Source organism: Kribbella deserti (assembly GCF_042434725.1).
GTDB lineage: Bacteria > Actinomycetota > Actinomycetes > Propionibacteriales > Kribbellaceae > Kribbella > Kribbella deserti.
This window is the reverse complement of record NZ_JBHLTC010000006.1, coordinates 320,281-334,982: the sequence shown is the minus strand read 5'-3', so window position 1 is coordinate 334,982 and position 14,702 is coordinate 320,281. Positions and strand designations below refer to the sequence as shown.

At 67.5% G+C, this 14,702-nt stretch carries 23 protein-coding genes; 18 read left to right on the top strand and 5 right to left on the bottom strand.

What is annotated here, in order from left to right; translation table 11 throughout:
• Positions 1-527 precede the first annotated feature (527 nt).
• The 14 genes from ACFFGN_RS07010 (at position 528) to ACFFGN_RS06945 (ending at position 8,074) form a co-directional block, all read left to right on the top strand.
• Positions 528-695 (top strand): hypothetical protein, encoded by a 168-nt coding sequence (locus ACFFGN_RS07010; RefSeq protein ID WP_380044504.1) that lies wholly within the window; start codon positions 528-530, stop codon positions 693-695.
• A 148-nt stretch (positions 696-843) separates the two neighbouring features.
• Positions 844-1,716: a hypothetical protein gene (locus ACFFGN_RS07005; RefSeq protein ID WP_380044503.1), complete on the top strand. Its 873-nt coding sequence runs from the start codon at positions 844-846 to the stop codon at positions 1,714-1,716.
• Positions 1,713-2,096 carry a DUF7296 family protein gene (locus ACFFGN_RS07000; RefSeq protein WP_380044502.1) on the top strand — a complete coding sequence of 128 codons (384 nt, stop codon included), beginning with the start codon at positions 1,713-1,715 and terminating at the stop codon, positions 2,094-2,096. The genes ACFFGN_RS07005 and ACFFGN_RS07000 overlap by 4 nt, the downstream gene beginning before the upstream one ends.
• Entirely contained in the window at positions 2,093-2,359 is a 267-nt protein-coding gene (locus tag ACFFGN_RS06995; protein WP_380044501.1) for a hypothetical protein, read from the top strand. The genes ACFFGN_RS07000 and ACFFGN_RS06995 overlap by 4 nt, the downstream gene beginning before the upstream one ends.
• 554 nt (positions 2,360-2,913) lie before the next feature.
• Positions 2,914-3,225, top strand: a complete 312-nt coding sequence (locus ACFFGN_RS06990; protein ID WP_380044500.1) for a hypothetical protein — start codon at positions 2,914-2,916, stop codon at positions 3,223-3,225.
• Positions 3,222-3,431 carry a hypothetical protein gene (locus ACFFGN_RS06985; RefSeq protein ID WP_380044499.1) on the top strand — a complete coding sequence of 70 codons (210 nt, stop codon included), beginning with the start codon at positions 3,222-3,224 and terminating at the stop codon, positions 3,429-3,431. Before ACFFGN_RS06990 ends, ACFFGN_RS06985 begins: the two co-directional genes overlap by 4 nt.
• Complete coding sequence (locus tag ACFFGN_RS06980) at positions 3,428-3,610, top strand: hypothetical protein (protein ID WP_380044498.1); 183 nt, start codon at positions 3,428-3,430, stop codon at positions 3,608-3,610. Before ACFFGN_RS06985 ends, ACFFGN_RS06980 begins: the two co-directional genes overlap by 4 nt.
• A gap of 23 nt (positions 3,611-3,633) precedes the next feature.
• A complete protein-coding gene (locus ACFFGN_RS06975; RefSeq protein WP_380044497.1) occupies positions 3,634-4,041 on the top strand; it encodes a hypothetical protein in 408 nt (135 codons plus the stop codon).
• 70 nt (positions 4,042-4,111) lie between these two features.
• Positions 4,112-5,233 (top strand): DNA cytosine methyltransferase, encoded by a 1,122-nt coding sequence (locus ACFFGN_RS06970; protein WP_380044496.1) that lies wholly within the window; start codon positions 4,112-4,114, stop codon positions 5,231-5,233.
• Positions 5,234-5,266: 33 nt separating this feature from the next.
• A complete protein-coding gene (locus ACFFGN_RS06965; protein ID WP_380044495.1) occupies positions 5,267-5,731 on the top strand; it encodes a hypothetical protein in 465 nt (154 codons plus the stop codon).
• Between the two features lie 93 nt (positions 5,732-5,824).
• Positions 5,825-6,421: a transcription elongation protein SprT gene (locus ACFFGN_RS06960; RefSeq protein WP_380044494.1), complete on the top strand. Its 597-nt coding sequence runs from the start codon at positions 5,825-5,827 to the stop codon at positions 6,419-6,421.
• Positions 6,418-6,651, top strand: coding sequence for a hypothetical protein (locus ACFFGN_RS06955; RefSeq protein WP_380044493.1), 234 nt, complete (start codon positions 6,418-6,420; stop codon positions 6,649-6,651). The genes ACFFGN_RS06960 and ACFFGN_RS06955 overlap by 4 nt, the downstream gene beginning before the upstream one ends.
• Positions 6,648-7,430, top strand: a complete 783-nt coding sequence (locus ACFFGN_RS06950) for a DUF2637 domain-containing protein (RefSeq protein WP_380044492.1) — start codon at positions 6,648-6,650, stop codon at positions 7,428-7,430. Before ACFFGN_RS06955 ends, ACFFGN_RS06950 begins: the two co-directional genes overlap by 4 nt.
• 89 nt (positions 7,431-7,519) lie before the next feature.
• A complete protein-coding gene (locus ACFFGN_RS06945) occupies positions 7,520-8,074 on the top strand; it encodes a hypothetical protein (RefSeq protein ID WP_380044491.1) in 555 nt (184 codons plus the stop codon).
• Positions 8,075-8,140: 66 nt separating this feature from the next.
• Here ACFFGN_RS06945 and ACFFGN_RS06940 read toward each other — a convergent pair whose 3' ends face one another.
• Positions 8,141-8,395 (bottom strand): hypothetical protein, encoded by a 255-nt coding sequence (locus ACFFGN_RS06940; RefSeq protein WP_380044490.1) that lies wholly within the window; start codon positions 8,393-8,395, stop codon positions 8,141-8,143.
• A gap of 65 nt (positions 8,396-8,460) precedes the next feature.
• On the opposite strand from ACFFGN_RS06940, the gene ACFFGN_RS06935 reads away from it, so the two are divergent.
• Positions 8,461-8,688: a hypothetical protein gene (locus ACFFGN_RS06935; protein WP_380044489.1), complete on the top strand. Its 228-nt coding sequence runs from the start codon at positions 8,461-8,463 to the stop codon at positions 8,686-8,688.
• A gap of 506 nt (positions 8,689-9,194) precedes the next feature.
• Here ACFFGN_RS06935 and ACFFGN_RS06930 read toward each other — a convergent pair.
• From ACFFGN_RS06930 to ACFFGN_RS06915, 4 genes are all read right to left on the bottom strand, one after another.
• Positions 9,195-9,569 carry a hypothetical protein gene (locus tag ACFFGN_RS06930; RefSeq protein ID WP_380044488.1) on the bottom strand — a complete coding sequence of 125 codons (375 nt, stop codon included), beginning with the start codon at positions 9,567-9,569 and terminating at the stop codon, positions 9,195-9,197.
• Between the two features lie 238 nt (positions 9,570-9,807).
• The gene (locus tag ACFFGN_RS06925) at positions 9,808-10,653 is read right to left on the bottom strand and encodes a class I SAM-dependent methyltransferase (RefSeq protein ID WP_380044487.1); all 846 of its coding nucleotides are present in this window, start codon (positions 10,651-10,653) and stop codon (positions 9,808-9,810) included.
• 161 nt (positions 10,654-10,814) lie between these two features.
• Positions 10,815-11,234: a recombinase family protein gene (locus tag ACFFGN_RS06920; protein WP_380044486.1), complete on the bottom strand. Its 420-nt coding sequence runs from the start codon at positions 11,232-11,234 to the stop codon at positions 10,815-10,817.
• Between the two features lie 242 nt (positions 11,235-11,476).
• On the bottom strand, positions 11,477-11,809 hold the full coding sequence (locus ACFFGN_RS06915; RefSeq protein WP_380044485.1) for a hypothetical protein: 333 nt from the start codon (positions 11,807-11,809) through the stop codon (positions 11,477-11,479).
• Positions 11,810-11,936: 127 nt separating this feature from the next.
• Between ACFFGN_RS06915 and ACFFGN_RS06910 the strand changes: the two genes are divergently transcribed.
• From ACFFGN_RS06910 to ACFFGN_RS06900, 3 genes are all read left to right on the top strand, one after another.
• Positions 11,937-13,241: an NsdA family TPR-like regulatory protein gene (locus ACFFGN_RS06910; RefSeq protein ID WP_380044484.1), complete on the top strand. Its 1,305-nt coding sequence runs from the start codon at positions 11,937-11,939 to the stop codon at positions 13,239-13,241.
• Complete coding sequence (locus ACFFGN_RS06905; RefSeq protein WP_380044483.1) at positions 13,242-13,793, top strand: GNAT family N-acetyltransferase; 552 nt, start codon at positions 13,242-13,244, stop codon at positions 13,791-13,793.
• 270 nt (positions 13,794-14,063) lie between these two features.
• Complete coding sequence (locus ACFFGN_RS06900) at positions 14,064-14,699, top strand: pirin family protein (protein ID WP_380044482.1); 636 nt, start codon at positions 14,064-14,066, stop codon at positions 14,697-14,699.
• The last annotated feature ends 3 nt before the right edge of the window (positions 14,700-14,702 follow it).

Here is a 14,702-nt window from a genome sequence, read left to right as displayed (position 1 = left end):
CATCTCAGGACATCTCGGAAGTTGTCTGGAGTTGTCCACACCGGTCACGGGAGGCTTGCCACATGCCGTCCACAGCGGGCCACCGCGAGAAGTTGCCTCTAGCACGGAACGATTCCATAACAACCGCTTTCCGGCTGAAACGTTCATCTCGTTGCAGGAAGCTGCAACGCGTCCATCGTTGTCCACAAGGGCCTCTGCGTATGTCGGTGCGCCTGTCTAAGGTAGGAGACTCTCGATGAGGACAGCAGGAGTCCTGTATTCCTGCTACGTCAACGGGAGAGCGCTTCATGGTTCGGGGGGGCCTCACGGCCTGGAGCCACGCAGCGAGACCAGAAACCGTCTGAGGGCTGGGGGCCTCGGATGTCAATGCCGATCCGCCTTCGACAATGCGACCGACCCAGTCGGCCGACGCTGCCGGAGGAGACCTCATAGACCACTTGTTCAAGCTGGGCACTGCCTCGCCCAGTTGGCACACGCATTGACTCCACGCCGCCCTCACGCGGTGGGAGGGGGAAGAGGAGGACCGCGTGCCTAACCGCATCACCGCGACCGACGAGGACGATCCCGTCGTGGTCGCCGCCGGCCTGAGGCTGGCCGAAGAACTGAAGGACCAAGCGCGCATGGAACTGCCCATGCTGCGCGCTCTCCTGGCCACTCCAGCCCCGCCTCAGGAGATCTCCCGCCTGGCCTCCTGATCTGACGTCCCCAGCCCTCACCCGCCCCCGGGTGAGGGCTCGACGTCTCGTCTCTTCATTCAACCCCTAAACACACAAAGCCTTCGCATCTAGGGACCAGCCCCTCGGCTGGCCCCCTACTTCCGCACACCCTCTGAAGGGCACCGCCATGACCATTACCGTTGAAAACACACAAAGCCTTAGTGTCTCTGAGCAGTACGCGTTGATCACCGATATCCAGAACGTCCCGACCACGGTCACGATCCAGGACGACGGTTCGGAGTACGTCACCTATGGAGTCACCCCGGCATCGGAGGCGGCCGGTGCCCAGCTCCTGGCCGCGTTCATGCCCGCGATCAGGGCCGCCGCCCGGCGGACCAAACTGAAGGGCAACGAGGAAGAGGCCGAGGCCGTCGCCCTGGAGGCGTTCGTGCGCGCCGTGCGGGAGTACGACCTGACCTCGGACACACCGTTCCACCACATCGTCGGCAACGTCATGCGCAACGCAGTGAGCCGGTCCGACCGCGACGAGTCCACCAGCCTGACGATTCCGGAGGTCCAGGTGGCCCGCTACCACCGGCTCATGCACGCCAACGGCGGCGACGTCCGCCGAGCATACGAGGCCGCCTCCGCCGGGCGGGACAGTGCGGGCGGTGGACTGCTGTCCAAAGACGCGTTCCTGACGATTCACCTGGCCCTGAACTCGTCGTCCTCGCTGGACGCGCCGTCGGCCGCAGTGCACGAGGCCGAACTGGAGGCACCCGAGGCCACGGCGGACACCATCGTTCGCCGCGAGTACGTGGGATGGCTCCTGGGTCAGGCCACCCGCCGGCAAGAGCAGATCTGCCGCCTCGCGTACGGCTTCACTGACCACAACACACAAAGGCTTCGTGTGTTGAGGGGTTATCGCCAGGACGACGTCTTGGAGGACATGCAGGTGGCCGACTGCCTGGACATGTCCCGCTCGACCGTCCAGCGCGACCGGATGAAGGCGCTAGCGACCATGCGCGGCGCCGCTGAGAAATCTCTCGCGACCGCATGAGCACGACCGCCCCGGCTGACACAACTCGCTGCCACTTCACCCCGACAGACCCAAGGGACAAGGGCATGAACTTCTACACCTACAGGCAGAACAACTCCTATGGCGTCTTCCACACCCCCGCCGTCAGCGTCGTGATCGAGGCGAGCACCGCCGAGGAGGCCGACCGCATCGCGGTGACGCGCGGTGGCCTGTACTTCGACGGCTGCGCCTCCGGCCAGGACTGCGGCTGCTGCGGGGATCGCTGGTACCGGGCCTCGGAGTACGACGCGAGCGCCGACGTTCCGGAGGTCAGCCGGTCCGATCAGTGGTGGAGCGGCGACCGAGTCCCGCCCCAGCTCGTCATCCGCGCCGAGGCCAAGGCGCTGGAGGCTGGCCAGTGACCCGCGAGGAGCCCTACCGCCTGCTCAGGGCCGCAGGCGCGCCCGCCTTACCGGACGGCTACTGGTACCGGGTCCGGTTGCGGAAGTACTCCGATCACCTGGTTGATATCGAGGTCCGCCGTGATCGGGAACTCACCGGGTCGGTGGCCCTGGGCAAGGCCACGTTCTCGATCGTTGCCAACGGCAAACGCACCGTGTTGCAGGCCGCCGCGAAGGCCGCCCGCAAGGCGTTCGAGCGCGCGACCGCTGCGGGGGTGAGGTGATGGCCGCCCGTCGCCCTGTCATCCCCAGCGACTCCCGCGAGGGTCAAGGCGAGCACGCCCGGGTAATCAACCCGCTGTCGGGCCGCGAGTGGACAGGGCCGGTCCTGAGATGGTCCGGCCGCGCCCCGCAACTGCGCTCGTTCGAGACCGGCGAAGTCCGGTGGTTCCCGCCGCACTGGGTCCGTGACGTTTACACGCCCGCGGAGATGCCCTGACGACAAAGGGCAGCCCCCGGCGCACACGGGCCGAACGCCAGGGGGCCTGGACCTTCCCCATCCCGGCCGGGACTCATGGGCTGGTCGTGCCCAGCCCTGTGCACGTCGGCGGGCCGACTTCAAACATCCGGGCGGGTGACACCTGTTGCCACTGCCGCGCCCCGTGCCCCGGACCCACTGCCCCGAGTGCAAGGCACGCCTCGTTTACACGCCCCTTCCGACGCGCTGGGTCTGCCCCGCCGGCCACCCGGCCGGAGCCGCCAAGCCCGGTGAGCACGCGGGCTGGCGCTGACACAACTTCCCTCCGCACTGACCACCACCGCAAGGAGAACAACCACTGTGAGCACCGAGCCCGCTGCGGTCGACGCCTTCGAGGCGTTCGCCAAAGCCACCGGCCTGGAGGACCTGTTCGGCCTGGACGCATCCACCTACGCCGCCGAGGACGACGTGATCGGCGCCATGGACGAGGACGGAGACAGTCTCGTCCTTCAGTACGCCGAGCGGACCGTTGAGGACGGCAAGATCTGCGGCCTGGTCGGCATCCAGACCGATGGTCCATCAGGCGTCGCCTTGGTCAGCGCCGACGGCATGGAGGAGCTGGTCACGTGGCTTCAGGCCCGCATCGTCCGGGCCAGGGAGCTGGAGAAGTGACCCGCGAGGGGCTGCACGCGCAAGCCCTGGAACTTCACCGACAGGCCAACGCCATTGACGCACCCGCCCACCCGCTGCGCGTCGCCATCCTCACCGAGGCTCAGCTTCTCGCCACATTGGCACTCACCGCGCCCACTGCACCAACCACCGCGCGCAAGCGCGCCACCGCCAAGAAGGTTGCCGAGCGCAAGGACACGCCTGCGTGACCCGGGCAGAGGCCCTGGCCGTCGCCACCGAAACCGTGAACAAGCTCGCGCCGCCGACCAACGCGCGCGGCTACACCGACGGCGCCTCGCCCCTGCGGGAGCGCGGTGACCTGATCATCCGCATGGCCGAGTTCCTGTGTGCATCCGAACCCGCCGTCATGACTGACCCGAACGCCTGACCACCAACAGCAAGGAGACACCCATGACCACCGCCTACATCGAAGCCCTGGACAGCGACCACGTCAGCATCGACGCCACGCCGACCTCCACGCGCTGGGACGGCCGCCAGGTCGCCGTTTTGGACAGCTCCTCATGTCCGCTGGACCGCGCGGCCACCGTGCGCGTGATCGAGTCCCTCACCTCGGCCGTGATGGCCCACGACGCCGCCGTGAAGGCGAGGGAGGACGCGAAGTTCCGGCGGGGTGACAAGGTCCGCCCGCGGGGCAGTTACACGGCCCGCTATGTGGTCATCCGCGACGAGGACGCCACGGGCCGCGTCGACCTGATCAGCCTCAGCACCGGCCAGATCACCGAGGGCGTTGCGGTCTCGCGCTACGTCATTCACCAGCGCGCACCGCGCCCGGCCGTCAACGCCTCAGCCCCTTTCTGACCCTCACTCACCCGGCCCCGGCCGCTGTCCTCACCGACAGCGTGCCGGGGCCTTTTGCTTGGAGCGATGAATGACCCACGACACCGTTGACCTATTCGCCGGCCCCGGCGGCTGGGACGTCGCCGCCCGCGTCCTCGGCCTCCGGACCGTGGGCATCGAGTCCGACCCGGACGCCTGTTGCACCCGCCGGGCCGTCGGCCACGACACGATAGAGGGCGACGTCCGCCACTACCGCCCGGCAGACTTCCCGACAGCTACCGGCCTGATCGCCTCCCCGCCGTGCCAGACGTTCTCCATGGCGGGCAAGGGCGCGGGCCGCAAGGCACTGGACGCGGTCCTGTCCCTCATGTCCGCGATGGCTCGCCGCGAATTGATCGACCTGTCCGGCCTGGACGACGAACGGACCGCGCTTGTCCTGGAGCCATTGCGGTGGGCGCTGGAGGCGTTCGACCTCGGCCGCCCGTATGCGTGGATCGCCCTGGAGCAGGTCCCGACAGTTCTCCCCGTGTGGGAAGAGATGGCCAACAGCTTGCGCGTCCTTGGCTATACCGTTGCCACGGGCAACCTCCAGGCGGAGCAGTACGGCGTACCGCAGACACGCAAACGCGCGATCCTCGTTGCCCGCCTGGACGGCGCCGCGCCGCTACCGGTGCCGACGCACTCCAGGTACTACAGCCGGACCCCGGACAGGCTGGACGACGGCGTCTCGAAATGGATCTCCATGGCAGAGGCGCTGTCGTGGGGAATGACCCACCGGCCGTACCTCACCGTTGCCGCCGGAACCGCCGCAGGCGGCCAGGACCCGCAGATGGTCGGCGGGTCAGGAGCACGCGCCACGATCGCCAGCGAGCGCGCCGCAGGCCGCTGGATTGAGAAGGCACGGAGTGGGGAGCGCTGGCAGTACGTCAACGGCACCCACGGCAAGCCCGGCCGCCGCGACCTGGTCCAGCCCGCCCCCACGATCTACTTCGGGCAGCGCCTCAACACCGTGACATGGCAAGACGCCGGATTGCCCGAGGACGACCGCGCGTCATCCCGTCTCCGGGTCAGCGTCCAGGAGGCCGCCGTTCTCCAGTCCTTCCCCGCCGATTACCCCTGGTGCGGCTCACGAACCAAGCAGTTCCAGCAGGTCGGCAACGCCATCCCGCCGGAGCTTGCCCGCGCCATCCTCGCGGCTGTCGTTTACACGTAGACACACAAAGCCTTTGTGTGTTTAACTGGACCCATGACCAACCGAGAAATGAGCTTCGAGCAAGCATTCGACTTCGCCATGGACCTCTACCTGGCCGGCAAATCCGACTACAACCCTGACATGACAACCACGGCCGCCGACCTGGAGAAAGCCCTTGCGCCGTGGGACATCACGGTCACTAGCGAGGGGTGGCCCTCCCTCACTCACGGCCCAGTGACGATCGACGGCTACATCACCGTCATGGGCCACTACGACCCGGCGGTCCGCTGGAACGGCTGGCTCTGCCCGTCCTTTGACCGCGACGTGGCCGAGAAGGTGGCGGCATGGGCGAACGAGGACCCGGAGTCCGCCCGGTTCACCTGGGAGGGTGACGTTCTCGTCTATGAGCAGCCGAACTACCCGGACAGTGAGCCCGAGCGCATCGAGCCAGACAGCAACGGCCACTACTCGATCGGCGCGTTCTCGTGGGTCTGGTCAGTGGCCAAAGGCGACGACTGAACACCTGTCGTTTACACATTGACATACAAAGCCTTTGTGTGTTTACTTCTCTTCAGAACACACAAAGGCTTTGTATCTAAACCGGAGGACAGCATGACCGCCACCACCGCCACCCACACCACCCGCGAGTCCTGGCTGATCGCCGCCGTCGAAGCCCTTACCCCGATGTTCACCGAGCTGGGCCACGAGGTGCCTCCGGTCCGGATCTCTGTCGGCTTCCCGAGCGGCAAGGGCAGCCGGGCCAAGGCCATCGGCCAGTGCTGGCACGGCTCCGCCGCCGCCGACGGGCTCGGCCAGGTCTTCGTCTCACCGATCCTCGGTGACGTCATCGACGTACTAGAGACCGTGGCTCACGAGCTGGTCCACGCCATCAACCACGCCAACGGCGACAACGGCCACGGCCGCCCGTTCGCCAAGATCGCCAAGAAGCTGGGCTTTGAAGCCCCGATGACCTCGTCCCCGGCATCGGAGGAGCTGAAGGCCAAACTCCGCGAGATCGCCGCAGGGCTGGGCGAGTACCCCCACGCGGCCCTGACCGACGCCGTCCTGACCATCAAGAAGCAGGGCACCCGAATGCTGCTGGTCAAGTGCCCGGACGACGAGTGCGGCTATCAGGTCCGCACTACCGCCAAGTGGCTGGCCATCGGCGTCCCCACCTGCCCATGCGGCGAAGAGATGGAGGAGGCGTGACCGCCCTCCTCGTCGGCCTCGCCGGGCTGGCCGCGTTCGCCCTCGCGGGCGCGGCCTACGCCACCGGGCGCTGGTTCAAGGCCCAGCAGGACCGCTTGTGCGGCTGCTTCTACTGCTCGTCCCGCCGCGAGGCCGAGTCCCGCCTGTTCCGCGGGCCCGGCCGTTTAAACGCCCGCCTCGGCCACCTCCACTACGTCCTGTCCCGCTACCCGAAAGGTCCCCGCCCGTGAACCGCGACAAGGTCCTGACCGCGTGCACCGCCCTGGTGGGCGTGGCCGCCGTCGTCGCCTCCTTCTCCACCCTGGCCGCCCTCGCCGTCTTCGTCGGCTGGGGCGACCGGTCGGCCTGGCTCCTGCCGGTCTGCATCGACGCCCTGGCCCTCGGCGCTGGCCGCGTGTGGCTGTCCAACCGCTACGACTCCGAGGCACGCCGGTTCGCCCGCGCCGCCAGCATGGCCGCCCTGGCCGTCAGCGTCGCAGGCAACGCCGTTGGGCACATCGTCGCCCTGGACAACGCGCCATGGTGGAAGGTCGCCCTGGCCGTCCTCGTCGGCGCGGTGCCCCCGGTTGCTCTCGCGGCGGTCGGCCATCTGATGACGTTGTCCGCCCGGCCGCAGGACGAGGCCAAGCCGAGTCCCGCTCCGGTCCCGGCGCCTGTCGCCAGTCCCGCCCCGGCCCCGGTCGTCAGTCCCGCCCCGGTCCCGGTCCCGAGTCCCGCACGAGTCCCGGTCCCGTCGGCCGGTCCCGCCCCGGTCCCGGTCGCCAGTCCCGCTCCGGTCCCGGTCCCGCCTGCGAGTCCCGCCCCAGTCCCGGTACGCCGTCCCACCCCAGTCCCGGCATCAACCATGCCGGAGGACTCGACCGGCAAGGACAAGGCCCGCGCCTTGTGGGACGACGCACCCGAGGGCAAGAAGCCGTCCGGCGCCGCACTCGCCCGGCACGCGGGCGTGGACGCCTCCCTCGGCCGCCGCTGGCGCCGCGAGTGGGAGACCGAGCTGGTCCCTGCCTGACGTTTACACGCGCCCGGGCCGCAGTCGGCCGGACCTCCCGCAGGTCCGGCCTATCGGCCGCCCGGCCACCCCACGAACTGGAGGACAGCATGAGCCGCAAGACCACCGTCACCCACCCGGACGGCACCATCTCCACCCACAAGAGCCAGACCAAGCACTACACCCACGCCGTAGAGGTCACCTGCGACAACCACGCCAAGGCCGCCCGCCTGCGCCGTGAGGCGCTGGACCAGGCCATCAAGGCCGAGCAGTACCGCGACGCCTTGTCGGTGGGGTTCTACCGGGTCACCGCCAAGCGCTGGGGCTACGAAGGCGAGGCCCGTTACCTGTCGTTCTTCCTGATCGACGCCGCCACCGGAGACGAGCTGTACGTAGGCCACGAGATCCGCAACACCGATGGCACGTTCTACAAGTACTACTCGGGCGGCGAGCTGGACATTCCAACTGAGGCCCTTGCGTCCGCCCGCATCTACCTGAGCAACGCTGCGAGCCTGCGGCGTCAGGCCGACGAGCTGACCGAAGGCCCGAGGATTGCGTACAGCGTCTGGCGCTGGAGCGAGTCACAGCAAGCCGCCGAGAGCTACGCGCGGTCCCTGCGCAACAAGGGCCATGACGCCCGCGTGGTGCAAGCCGACGAATCCTGACCACGCCCACCACAAAGGCCCCGTTCCTCCAGATCCGGAGGAACGGGGCCTTTGTCGTTTACACGCCTACGGCTGGCGATGGAACACCGGGAATGCTTGCGGCCTGCCCTTGTTGTCCTGGCCTACGGTCCACTGCGTGAGCTGCCACCCCTCGTTCTGAACGGCCTCGATCATGGCCGACCAGTCCCCGATCTCGCTGGACAGGTCCGGCTGAGTCCTCGGCAGGTTCAGCAGCGCCGCGAACACCACCTGCCCGTTGTCCCGTGCCTTCGCCGCGCTGGCCGCCAGGTCGTTGGCCTTGGTGTTCCGGATGATCCCCATATCGCCCCCTTCTCGGTTGCATTGCGATCGAGAATCGTACCCACGCACCGGGGTACCGTCGAAGCATGGACGAGCCGATCCAGGCTGTACGGTCCGCGCCGGGTGAGTACTTCCTGGCAGCGGAGGAGGTCCACGCCGGCCAGACGTTCAAGTTCCGCGACGCGGTGTACGAGATCGTCACCGAGCCGACGAAATTCGGCATCGCATGGTCCGCGACCGTGAAGGTCGTTGAGGGCCTGCGCCCGGGCAGCACGTTCCGCGCGATGCTCCACACCGGACGCCGGGTGAACTAGTGAGCCCGAGGGGGCAGGGGGCACCACAGGGCAGGCTTATCCCTACTTCTCTCTGTGCGATCGCGCATTAGGAGTTAGTAGGTTTAAGCCTGCCCGAGCATGCCCCCTGCCCCCTAGTGCCTCGTGCCGCCGAGCGCGTTGTACCGGGCCGCCGCCCGGCTCGTCTGACTCGGCGGCTGCGACTCCACCGGTCGAAGGTGCGCCTTGGCAAACCACGCCTCTACGGACTCGGCGCGCCTCGGGTCGGGAACGTAGACGACCCGGGCCGCCCAGCCGCCCCCGTTGACTGGGCGCCACTCGTGGATCAGCCCTGGGCACCACCGCTCAGACTCCCCGACGCGAGCACGCACCCAGCAGTGCCGCCGCCGATCATCCGGCGGCGGCTCTGGAGGCGTGTAAACGCGGCCTCTGGTCCCCATGACAGCAGGATAGAACATACGTTCGATATGACAAGACGCCCTCTCGGGGTTCCACGAGAGGGCGTCTCACCGAGCTGTAGCGACCTGCTAGCCGTGCCCCTCGGTGACATTCGCGATGGTGGAGGTGATCCCCTTCGGACCGGTGACCCGGTCCACCACCACCGCCGCGCTGCACGGTTGCCAATGGGCGGTGACCGGGTCAACGATCCACCCAACGCGCCCGCCTTCTTCGGTGCGCGTGGGCGACGCCGCTATCCAGTCGTCTGGGCCGGAGTGAACGACCCCTCCCACCCACTCCATTTCATTGATCGACAGGGCACCGGTCTCAACGATGAATTGCCACCGCCGGGATTGCCGCGCGGCGTAGCCGGCGGTGGCTGTTGGGCACCTGGTGATGAGCTTGCCGTGGAGTTCCGCCCCGATCCATCCGGGGAGGTCCACCACGTCGAACCGGGAGGTCACGAACGCGATATCCCACTGGTGCCCTCTAGCCCACACCCTGGCGGCCTCCGCAGGACTAACCACTTCCTCAGAGACCAAGTGCGGTGCGGAGCAGGTGTCGCCGCACGGGCACCAGTCTCCCCATGGCACCGCCAGGGCCGCGACCGGCCATCCGTGGGCTGTGTACTCGATTGCCCGGGCCGTCGTTCGCGCTGGTCTCGCGCGCCGACGTATCCGGGTCAGGATGGAATCAGGCACGTCAGTCACGGTAACCGAATGCCATCAACTGAGCACTAGAGGCTGTCAGGTCCGGGTAGGCATCGGCATGACGAGCGGCCGTCAGCGCTGTTTGCAAGGGGTCGTGCCTCGTGAGCGTGGACGGCAACGGAGTCCCGGTCTCCAGGAAATGACGGTCCACCGCGACCGTCAGCCATCCGCCGGGGCCGGTCAAGCCCTTGACCTCAACCCTGCTCAATCCGGCGTCGGTGAATTCGGCGGCCAGCTCGTCCGGCGAGTGGTAGTACATGTGCGGCACGCGGTCGTTATTTGCGCTGTAGCCGTTCGTCAGGATGGCGTTCACGATCTCCCGCCGCTCATCGAGCTGGTTCGCCACCGCCGCTCCCATCAGGTTGGCATAGCGGTTCACGGCAACCGCCGCGATTACCCCGCCAGGGCGCACTACCCGGGCAGCCTCACGGAGAGCGAGCACGCGCCCGGCGGGCGGGAGGTGGTAGACCGGGCCTGCCAGGAGGACGGCGTCATAGGTGGCATCGGCCCACGGAAGGGAACGTGCGTCGCCCAGTACCGCCGACCTGATTCCGGTGTTGCGAGCGGTGTTGATGTGGCGCGGGATGGGGTCGAGCAGATCGACGCTGTGGCCTTCGGCCTGGAGCCACGTGGCGTGGACGCCGGGGCCTCCGCCGACATCGGCCACGCGGCCTCCGTTGGCGGGAAGGTGGGCCATCAGCAGCTCACGAAGGCGCATCGCTTCTAGTCGCCCCCGGATGGTGGAGGTCAGCCGGGCGCCCTCGTCGCATCGATCGGTGTAGAACGCCAGAACGTCCGGGTCGACGTCGATGGTCGGGCGCTCAAGTGTGGTGGTCATGAGTGGCACTCTCCAGACGGTTTACGGGTAGGACAGAGGCGGTATTGCAAGGGCGGGACGGACGCGGGCCAGGGGTACCGACGCCAGCACCTCGGGGCGAGGTGTGCGGTTGGCGCCAGGCGCAGGGACCTCACGTCCGCCCCGCCGTTCATGGCCGCGACCTAGTCGCGGAGGTCGTAGACATCAACGGTGTAGACCACGACGCCAACCGCGTCCTCCAGTTCAGCGACGCGCTTGTCCTTGTGCTCACCGAAGTGATCCAGGGACGGCACGACGACTCCCGTTGCCCGCGTACGGTTGATGGCGGCAACAAGGTCGTTGAAGGCTGGGGCCTCGTCGGAGTGCTCAAAGTGCGGCGCCGAGCCGGTGCGTTCGAAGTAGATCGTCCCGAGTTGCAGGCCCTGACGGTGCGCGTAGCTGGATAGCCGCTTTTGCACCGTGGTGTGTTGGCTGTGGCTCGCAAACGGTGCGAGCCGGGCGTAGCCCAGCACCAGAGGCCGCAGCTCGATGACTTCCCCCATGACCAAGCTCTCTTCCTGGTTCTTGTGGTCGACGTTTAAACGGCTGCCCGCCGCCCCCATGCGGTGGGGGTGCCGGAGGCGGCGGGAGCCGTCGTCCGAGGTGTTCTCGCCCTTACCTCGGAGGTGGAACGGCGCGCGGGTGGACGCCTCACGCAGTGCACCCGCGCGCCGGATTGGGTGGAGCCCTCGGCACCGCGCCATGAGGTCGGAGCACGCGGCGCCGAGGGACTCAAGCGGGCGGCCGACACGGCACAGCGCAACGCCGCCCCGCGCAGCCAGGCACATGCCAGCCGCCCGCCGCATTACTGAGCCTCTACAGGCTCGGAGCAAAGCACGGGGACGCCCGATGCCTGCTCAAGTTCCTTGACCAGGTCCGCAACCGAGCCATATGGCGCAAGGTGGGCACCGCTCGGGACGACAACGGCTGCGCCGTCACGCTTCACCGCTGCGCGGAGCGCTTCAAACGCCTGCGGTTCTTCGCCAGCCTTCTCCGTGTAGATCTTGGTCAGTCGGTAGTTCCAGCGGACCGCAAACTCAGTCATGCGGCCCCTGGCGTCCGCAGCCTCGCGCGCGGTGGTGAACGTCTCCTCATGGAAGAAGCCGAACAATTCCGGGCGCTTGTCACCGTTGCTCATGAATCCAGTAATCACCATCCGTCACCGGCCTGTGTATGACGAATTGGCGGGGTGCACTCGCGCGCCTACTGACGAAAAGTGATCGGGTGACTACCACTGCCGCCCCTGTCCGCCTTACCTTTGCGGCATGGCGACGAAGTCCATCCAGCGAAACGCGGCCCTGGCCGCCTGGATGCGTGAGAACGGCGTGACTGCGGCTGAACTTGCTGAGCGGGTGAACCTGGCCATACAACAAGCCACCGGTCAGCCGGGGAACGTCGCTGAGAGATCTGTCTTCCGTTGGTTGTCTGGTGAGAACAGATCGCCTCAGCGTCGCGTCAGGGATGCGCTAGAGAGCGTTACCGGTCGGGCGTTCACCGACCTAGGGTTTATTCCACGGCGCCGACCGGCCGCCGCCCAACCCGCTCCCTCGGAGGACGCCGTGCGTCGTCGCACGTTCATCTCCTTGGCGACCGCCACCACCCTTGCCGCGGCCGCCCCTACTACAGCCGCCGGCGCGCGGCCAACGCTCGGGGTTGCGGACGTCAACCGCCTGCGCGAACGCCTGTCCGAGTTGTGGCTTGCTGACGATCAACACGGTGGCGGACCCGTCCTGGAGCAGCGAGCCTCAGCGCTCGCGCATCGAACCCTGAGCATGCAACAGAACGGCTCGGCCAGCCAGCGTGTGCGTTCTCGCCTGTATGCCCTGGCGGCTGCGTTTGAGCTAGCGGCAATGTTCGCCGCACTCGACTCCCGCCGGTTCCCGGAGGCTCAGAGGCACCTTGAGAAGGCGGTCACGCTTGCTGGGATGTCTGGTGACACCCAAGTCCAGCACCAGGCATGGCGTCAGGCTGCGCAACTTTCGGGGCAGCTAGGCCGCTACACCGACGCAATGGCCGCTGCCGAAGCGTGCGCCGCCACACGAATCAACAAGAATGACCCGCTTTATGCGTCCCTGACCCACAGTCGCATTGCGTTGGCGGCGTCGAATCTAGGCGACCGCCCCCGCGCGGAGCGTGCACTGGAGCGGGCATCGGCGGCAATCGATCGCGCCGACCTGGCAGCGCCCCGACCTTCCTCGGTCGCCTTCTACACGCCCGGTGAGCTACATGGGTTGTCCGGCCTCGTCCACTACCGTCTCGGCATTGCCGACCAGGCGGAGGCACACACCCACCAATGCCTAGCCGCGCTGCGTGAAGACCAGCACCGGAACCGCGCGTACTACCGTGCCCACGCCGCTCTCACTCAGGTGGCGCAAGGTGACTTGGAACAGGCCGTGGCTACTGCCGCCAGCGTGGTGGCTCCGTCCGGAGCGCCCGGCGGCCGGGTAACTCACCTGCTGCAATCGTTCACGTCAGCTCTGCAACAGGCCGCCCCTGGAACTGCCGTGAACCGCGACTGGAAAGACTTCATCCGAACCGTCGACACACCCCCGCCACACCAAGGAGCCTGAGTGACTGACCAGATCACCCTTCGCCGCTACGGCGTTGATCAACTCGCAGCCATCCGGCCGACCTTGGTCAGCCTCTACGCCGAGGTCTATGCGAAGGAGATCACCGAAGACCCGTTCTTTTCAGTCGACCGCTTCCAAGGCCGCTTGACCGGCCACTCCAAGCGCCCGGCCTGGGAGGCCGTGGTGGCCTTCGACGGTGGCGAAGCTGCCGGATACGCCTACGCCGCCGCCCTGCCTCCGGGCACCGGTTGGTGGTCGCACATGCTCGAACCTCTACCCGAAGCTGACACAGTCGAGACCGGCAAACGCACCCTGGCGCTATATGAGCTGATGGTTGGTGAGCACTGGCGAGGCACTGGCCTAGCTCACCGGATTCACGAAACTCTCCTAACCGAGCGCGCCGAGGAACGGGTCACGCTGCTGGTTGAGTCCACGCACCCTAGGGTGAGGGCACTGTACGAGTCCTGGGGCTACCGATCTGTCGGGGACCAGCAACCATTCGAAGACGCGCCGATTTATGCGACGATGCTGCGCCCGCTAAAGCGCGGCTAGCTGCACCTTTGGCATGGATATTTAGGGGCCTTCAGGCCCCTCCACTGGGTAAGGTCAGGACATGGCTTCAACCCGTCGAACCTCTGCTAAGTCTGCACCCCGCAAGCCGAAGGCCCAGCCGGTGACTATCACCCGGCTGGGCCTTAACCATCTCTCGCCCATCGCGCGGGAGGAAGCGGTCCGACGCTCTGGCGGCGACGCGTCCCGGGTTGAGGTCATCGACAAGAACACCTTCATACTCCGGTGACGTTATGATGTGCTTCTAGTGGCATGACCGCCGGATCCGGGCTCTTGCACATCGAGACGCCGCCGGAACACCTGGTGGTCAGCGGTGGCCTGTTCCACGGCATCCAGCTCTGGGTGAACCTGCCGCGCGCGCTGAAGTGGGCCGAGCCCCGGTACCAGGACATCCGTGGCGGCGACTCCGCCCTGCTGTCGACCCCCGACGGCGGCGCGCTGATCCGCGTCATCGCCGGTTCGGTCGGTGGTCACCAGGGACCGGGATCAACTCATACGCCGATCACCTTGGTGCACGCGACCGTGAGCCCCGGCGCCGAGATGGTGCTGCCCTGGCAGCCGGACTACAACGCGCTGGTCTACGTCCTCGCCGGTCAGGGCACGGTCGGTAACGAGCGCCGCTCGGTCCGCAAGGGCCAGCTGGCCGTCTTCGGCCCCGGCGACACCCTGCGTACGGCGGCCTCGACCAGCCAGCCGCAGGCCGAGCCGAACCTGGAGGTACTGGTACTCGGCGGCCGCCCGATCCGCGAGCCGATCGCGATGGCCGGGCCGTTCGTGATGAACACCCGCGCCGAGGTGATCCAGGCCTTCGAGGACTTCCAGGCCGGCAAACTCGGCACCATTCCCGCCGTGCACGGCGCACCTACCACCCTGCACGAATCCAACTAGCCG

What these genes read in the sequence shown, in the direction of transcription:
- ACFFGN_RS07005 (WP_380044503.1), top strand. Translation starts at nt 844, where the DNA reads ATGACCATTACCGTTGAAAACACACAAAGCCTTAGTGTCTCTGAGCAG.
- ACFFGN_RS07000 (WP_380044502.1), top strand. Translation starts at nt 1,713, where the DNA reads ATGAGCACGACCGCCCCGGCTGACACAACTCGCTGCCACTTCACCCCG.
- ACFFGN_RS06975 (WP_380044497.1), top strand. Translation starts at nt 3,634, where the DNA reads ATGACCACCGCCTACATCGAAGCCCTGGACAGCGACCACGTCAGCATC.
- ACFFGN_RS06970 (WP_380044496.1), top strand. Translation starts at nt 4,112, where the DNA reads ATGACCCACGACACCGTTGACCTATTCGCCGGCCCCGGCGGCTGGGAC.
- ACFFGN_RS06965 (WP_380044495.1), top strand. Translation starts at nt 5,267, where the DNA reads ATGACCAACCGAGAAATGAGCTTCGAGCAAGCATTCGACTTCGCCATG.
- ACFFGN_RS06960 (WP_380044494.1), top strand. Translation starts at nt 5,825, where the DNA reads ATGACCGCCACCACCGCCACCCACACCACCCGCGAGTCCTGGCTGATC.
- ACFFGN_RS06945 (WP_380044491.1), top strand. Translation starts at nt 7,520, where the DNA reads ATGAGCCGCAAGACCACCGTCACCCACCCGGACGGCACCATCTCCACC.
- ACFFGN_RS06940 (WP_380044490.1), bottom strand. Translation starts at nt 8,395, where the DNA reads ATGGGGATCATCCGGAACACCAAGGCCAACGACCTGGCGGCCAGCGCG.
- ACFFGN_RS06935 (WP_380044489.1), top strand. Translation starts at nt 8,461, where the DNA reads ATGGACGAGCCGATCCAGGCTGTACGGTCCGCGCCGGGTGAGTACTTC.
- ACFFGN_RS06925 (WP_380044487.1), bottom strand. Translation starts at nt 10,653, where the DNA reads ATGACCACCACACTTGAGCGCCCGACCATCGACGTCGACCCGGACGTT.
- ACFFGN_RS06920 (WP_380044486.1), bottom strand. Translation starts at nt 11,234, where the DNA reads ATGGGGGCGGCGGGCAGCCGTTTAAACGTCGACCACAAGAACCAGGAA.
- ACFFGN_RS06915 (WP_380044485.1), bottom strand. Translation starts at nt 11,809, where the DNA reads ATGAGCAACGGTGACAAGCGCCCGGAATTGTTCGGCTTCTTCCATGAG.
- ACFFGN_RS06910 (WP_380044484.1), top strand. Translation starts at nt 11,937, where the DNA reads ATGGCGACGAAGTCCATCCAGCGAAACGCGGCCCTGGCCGCCTGGATG.
- ACFFGN_RS06900 (WP_380044482.1), top strand. Translation starts at nt 14,064, where the DNA reads ATGACCGCCGGATCCGGGCTCTTGCACATCGAGACGCCGCCGGAACAC.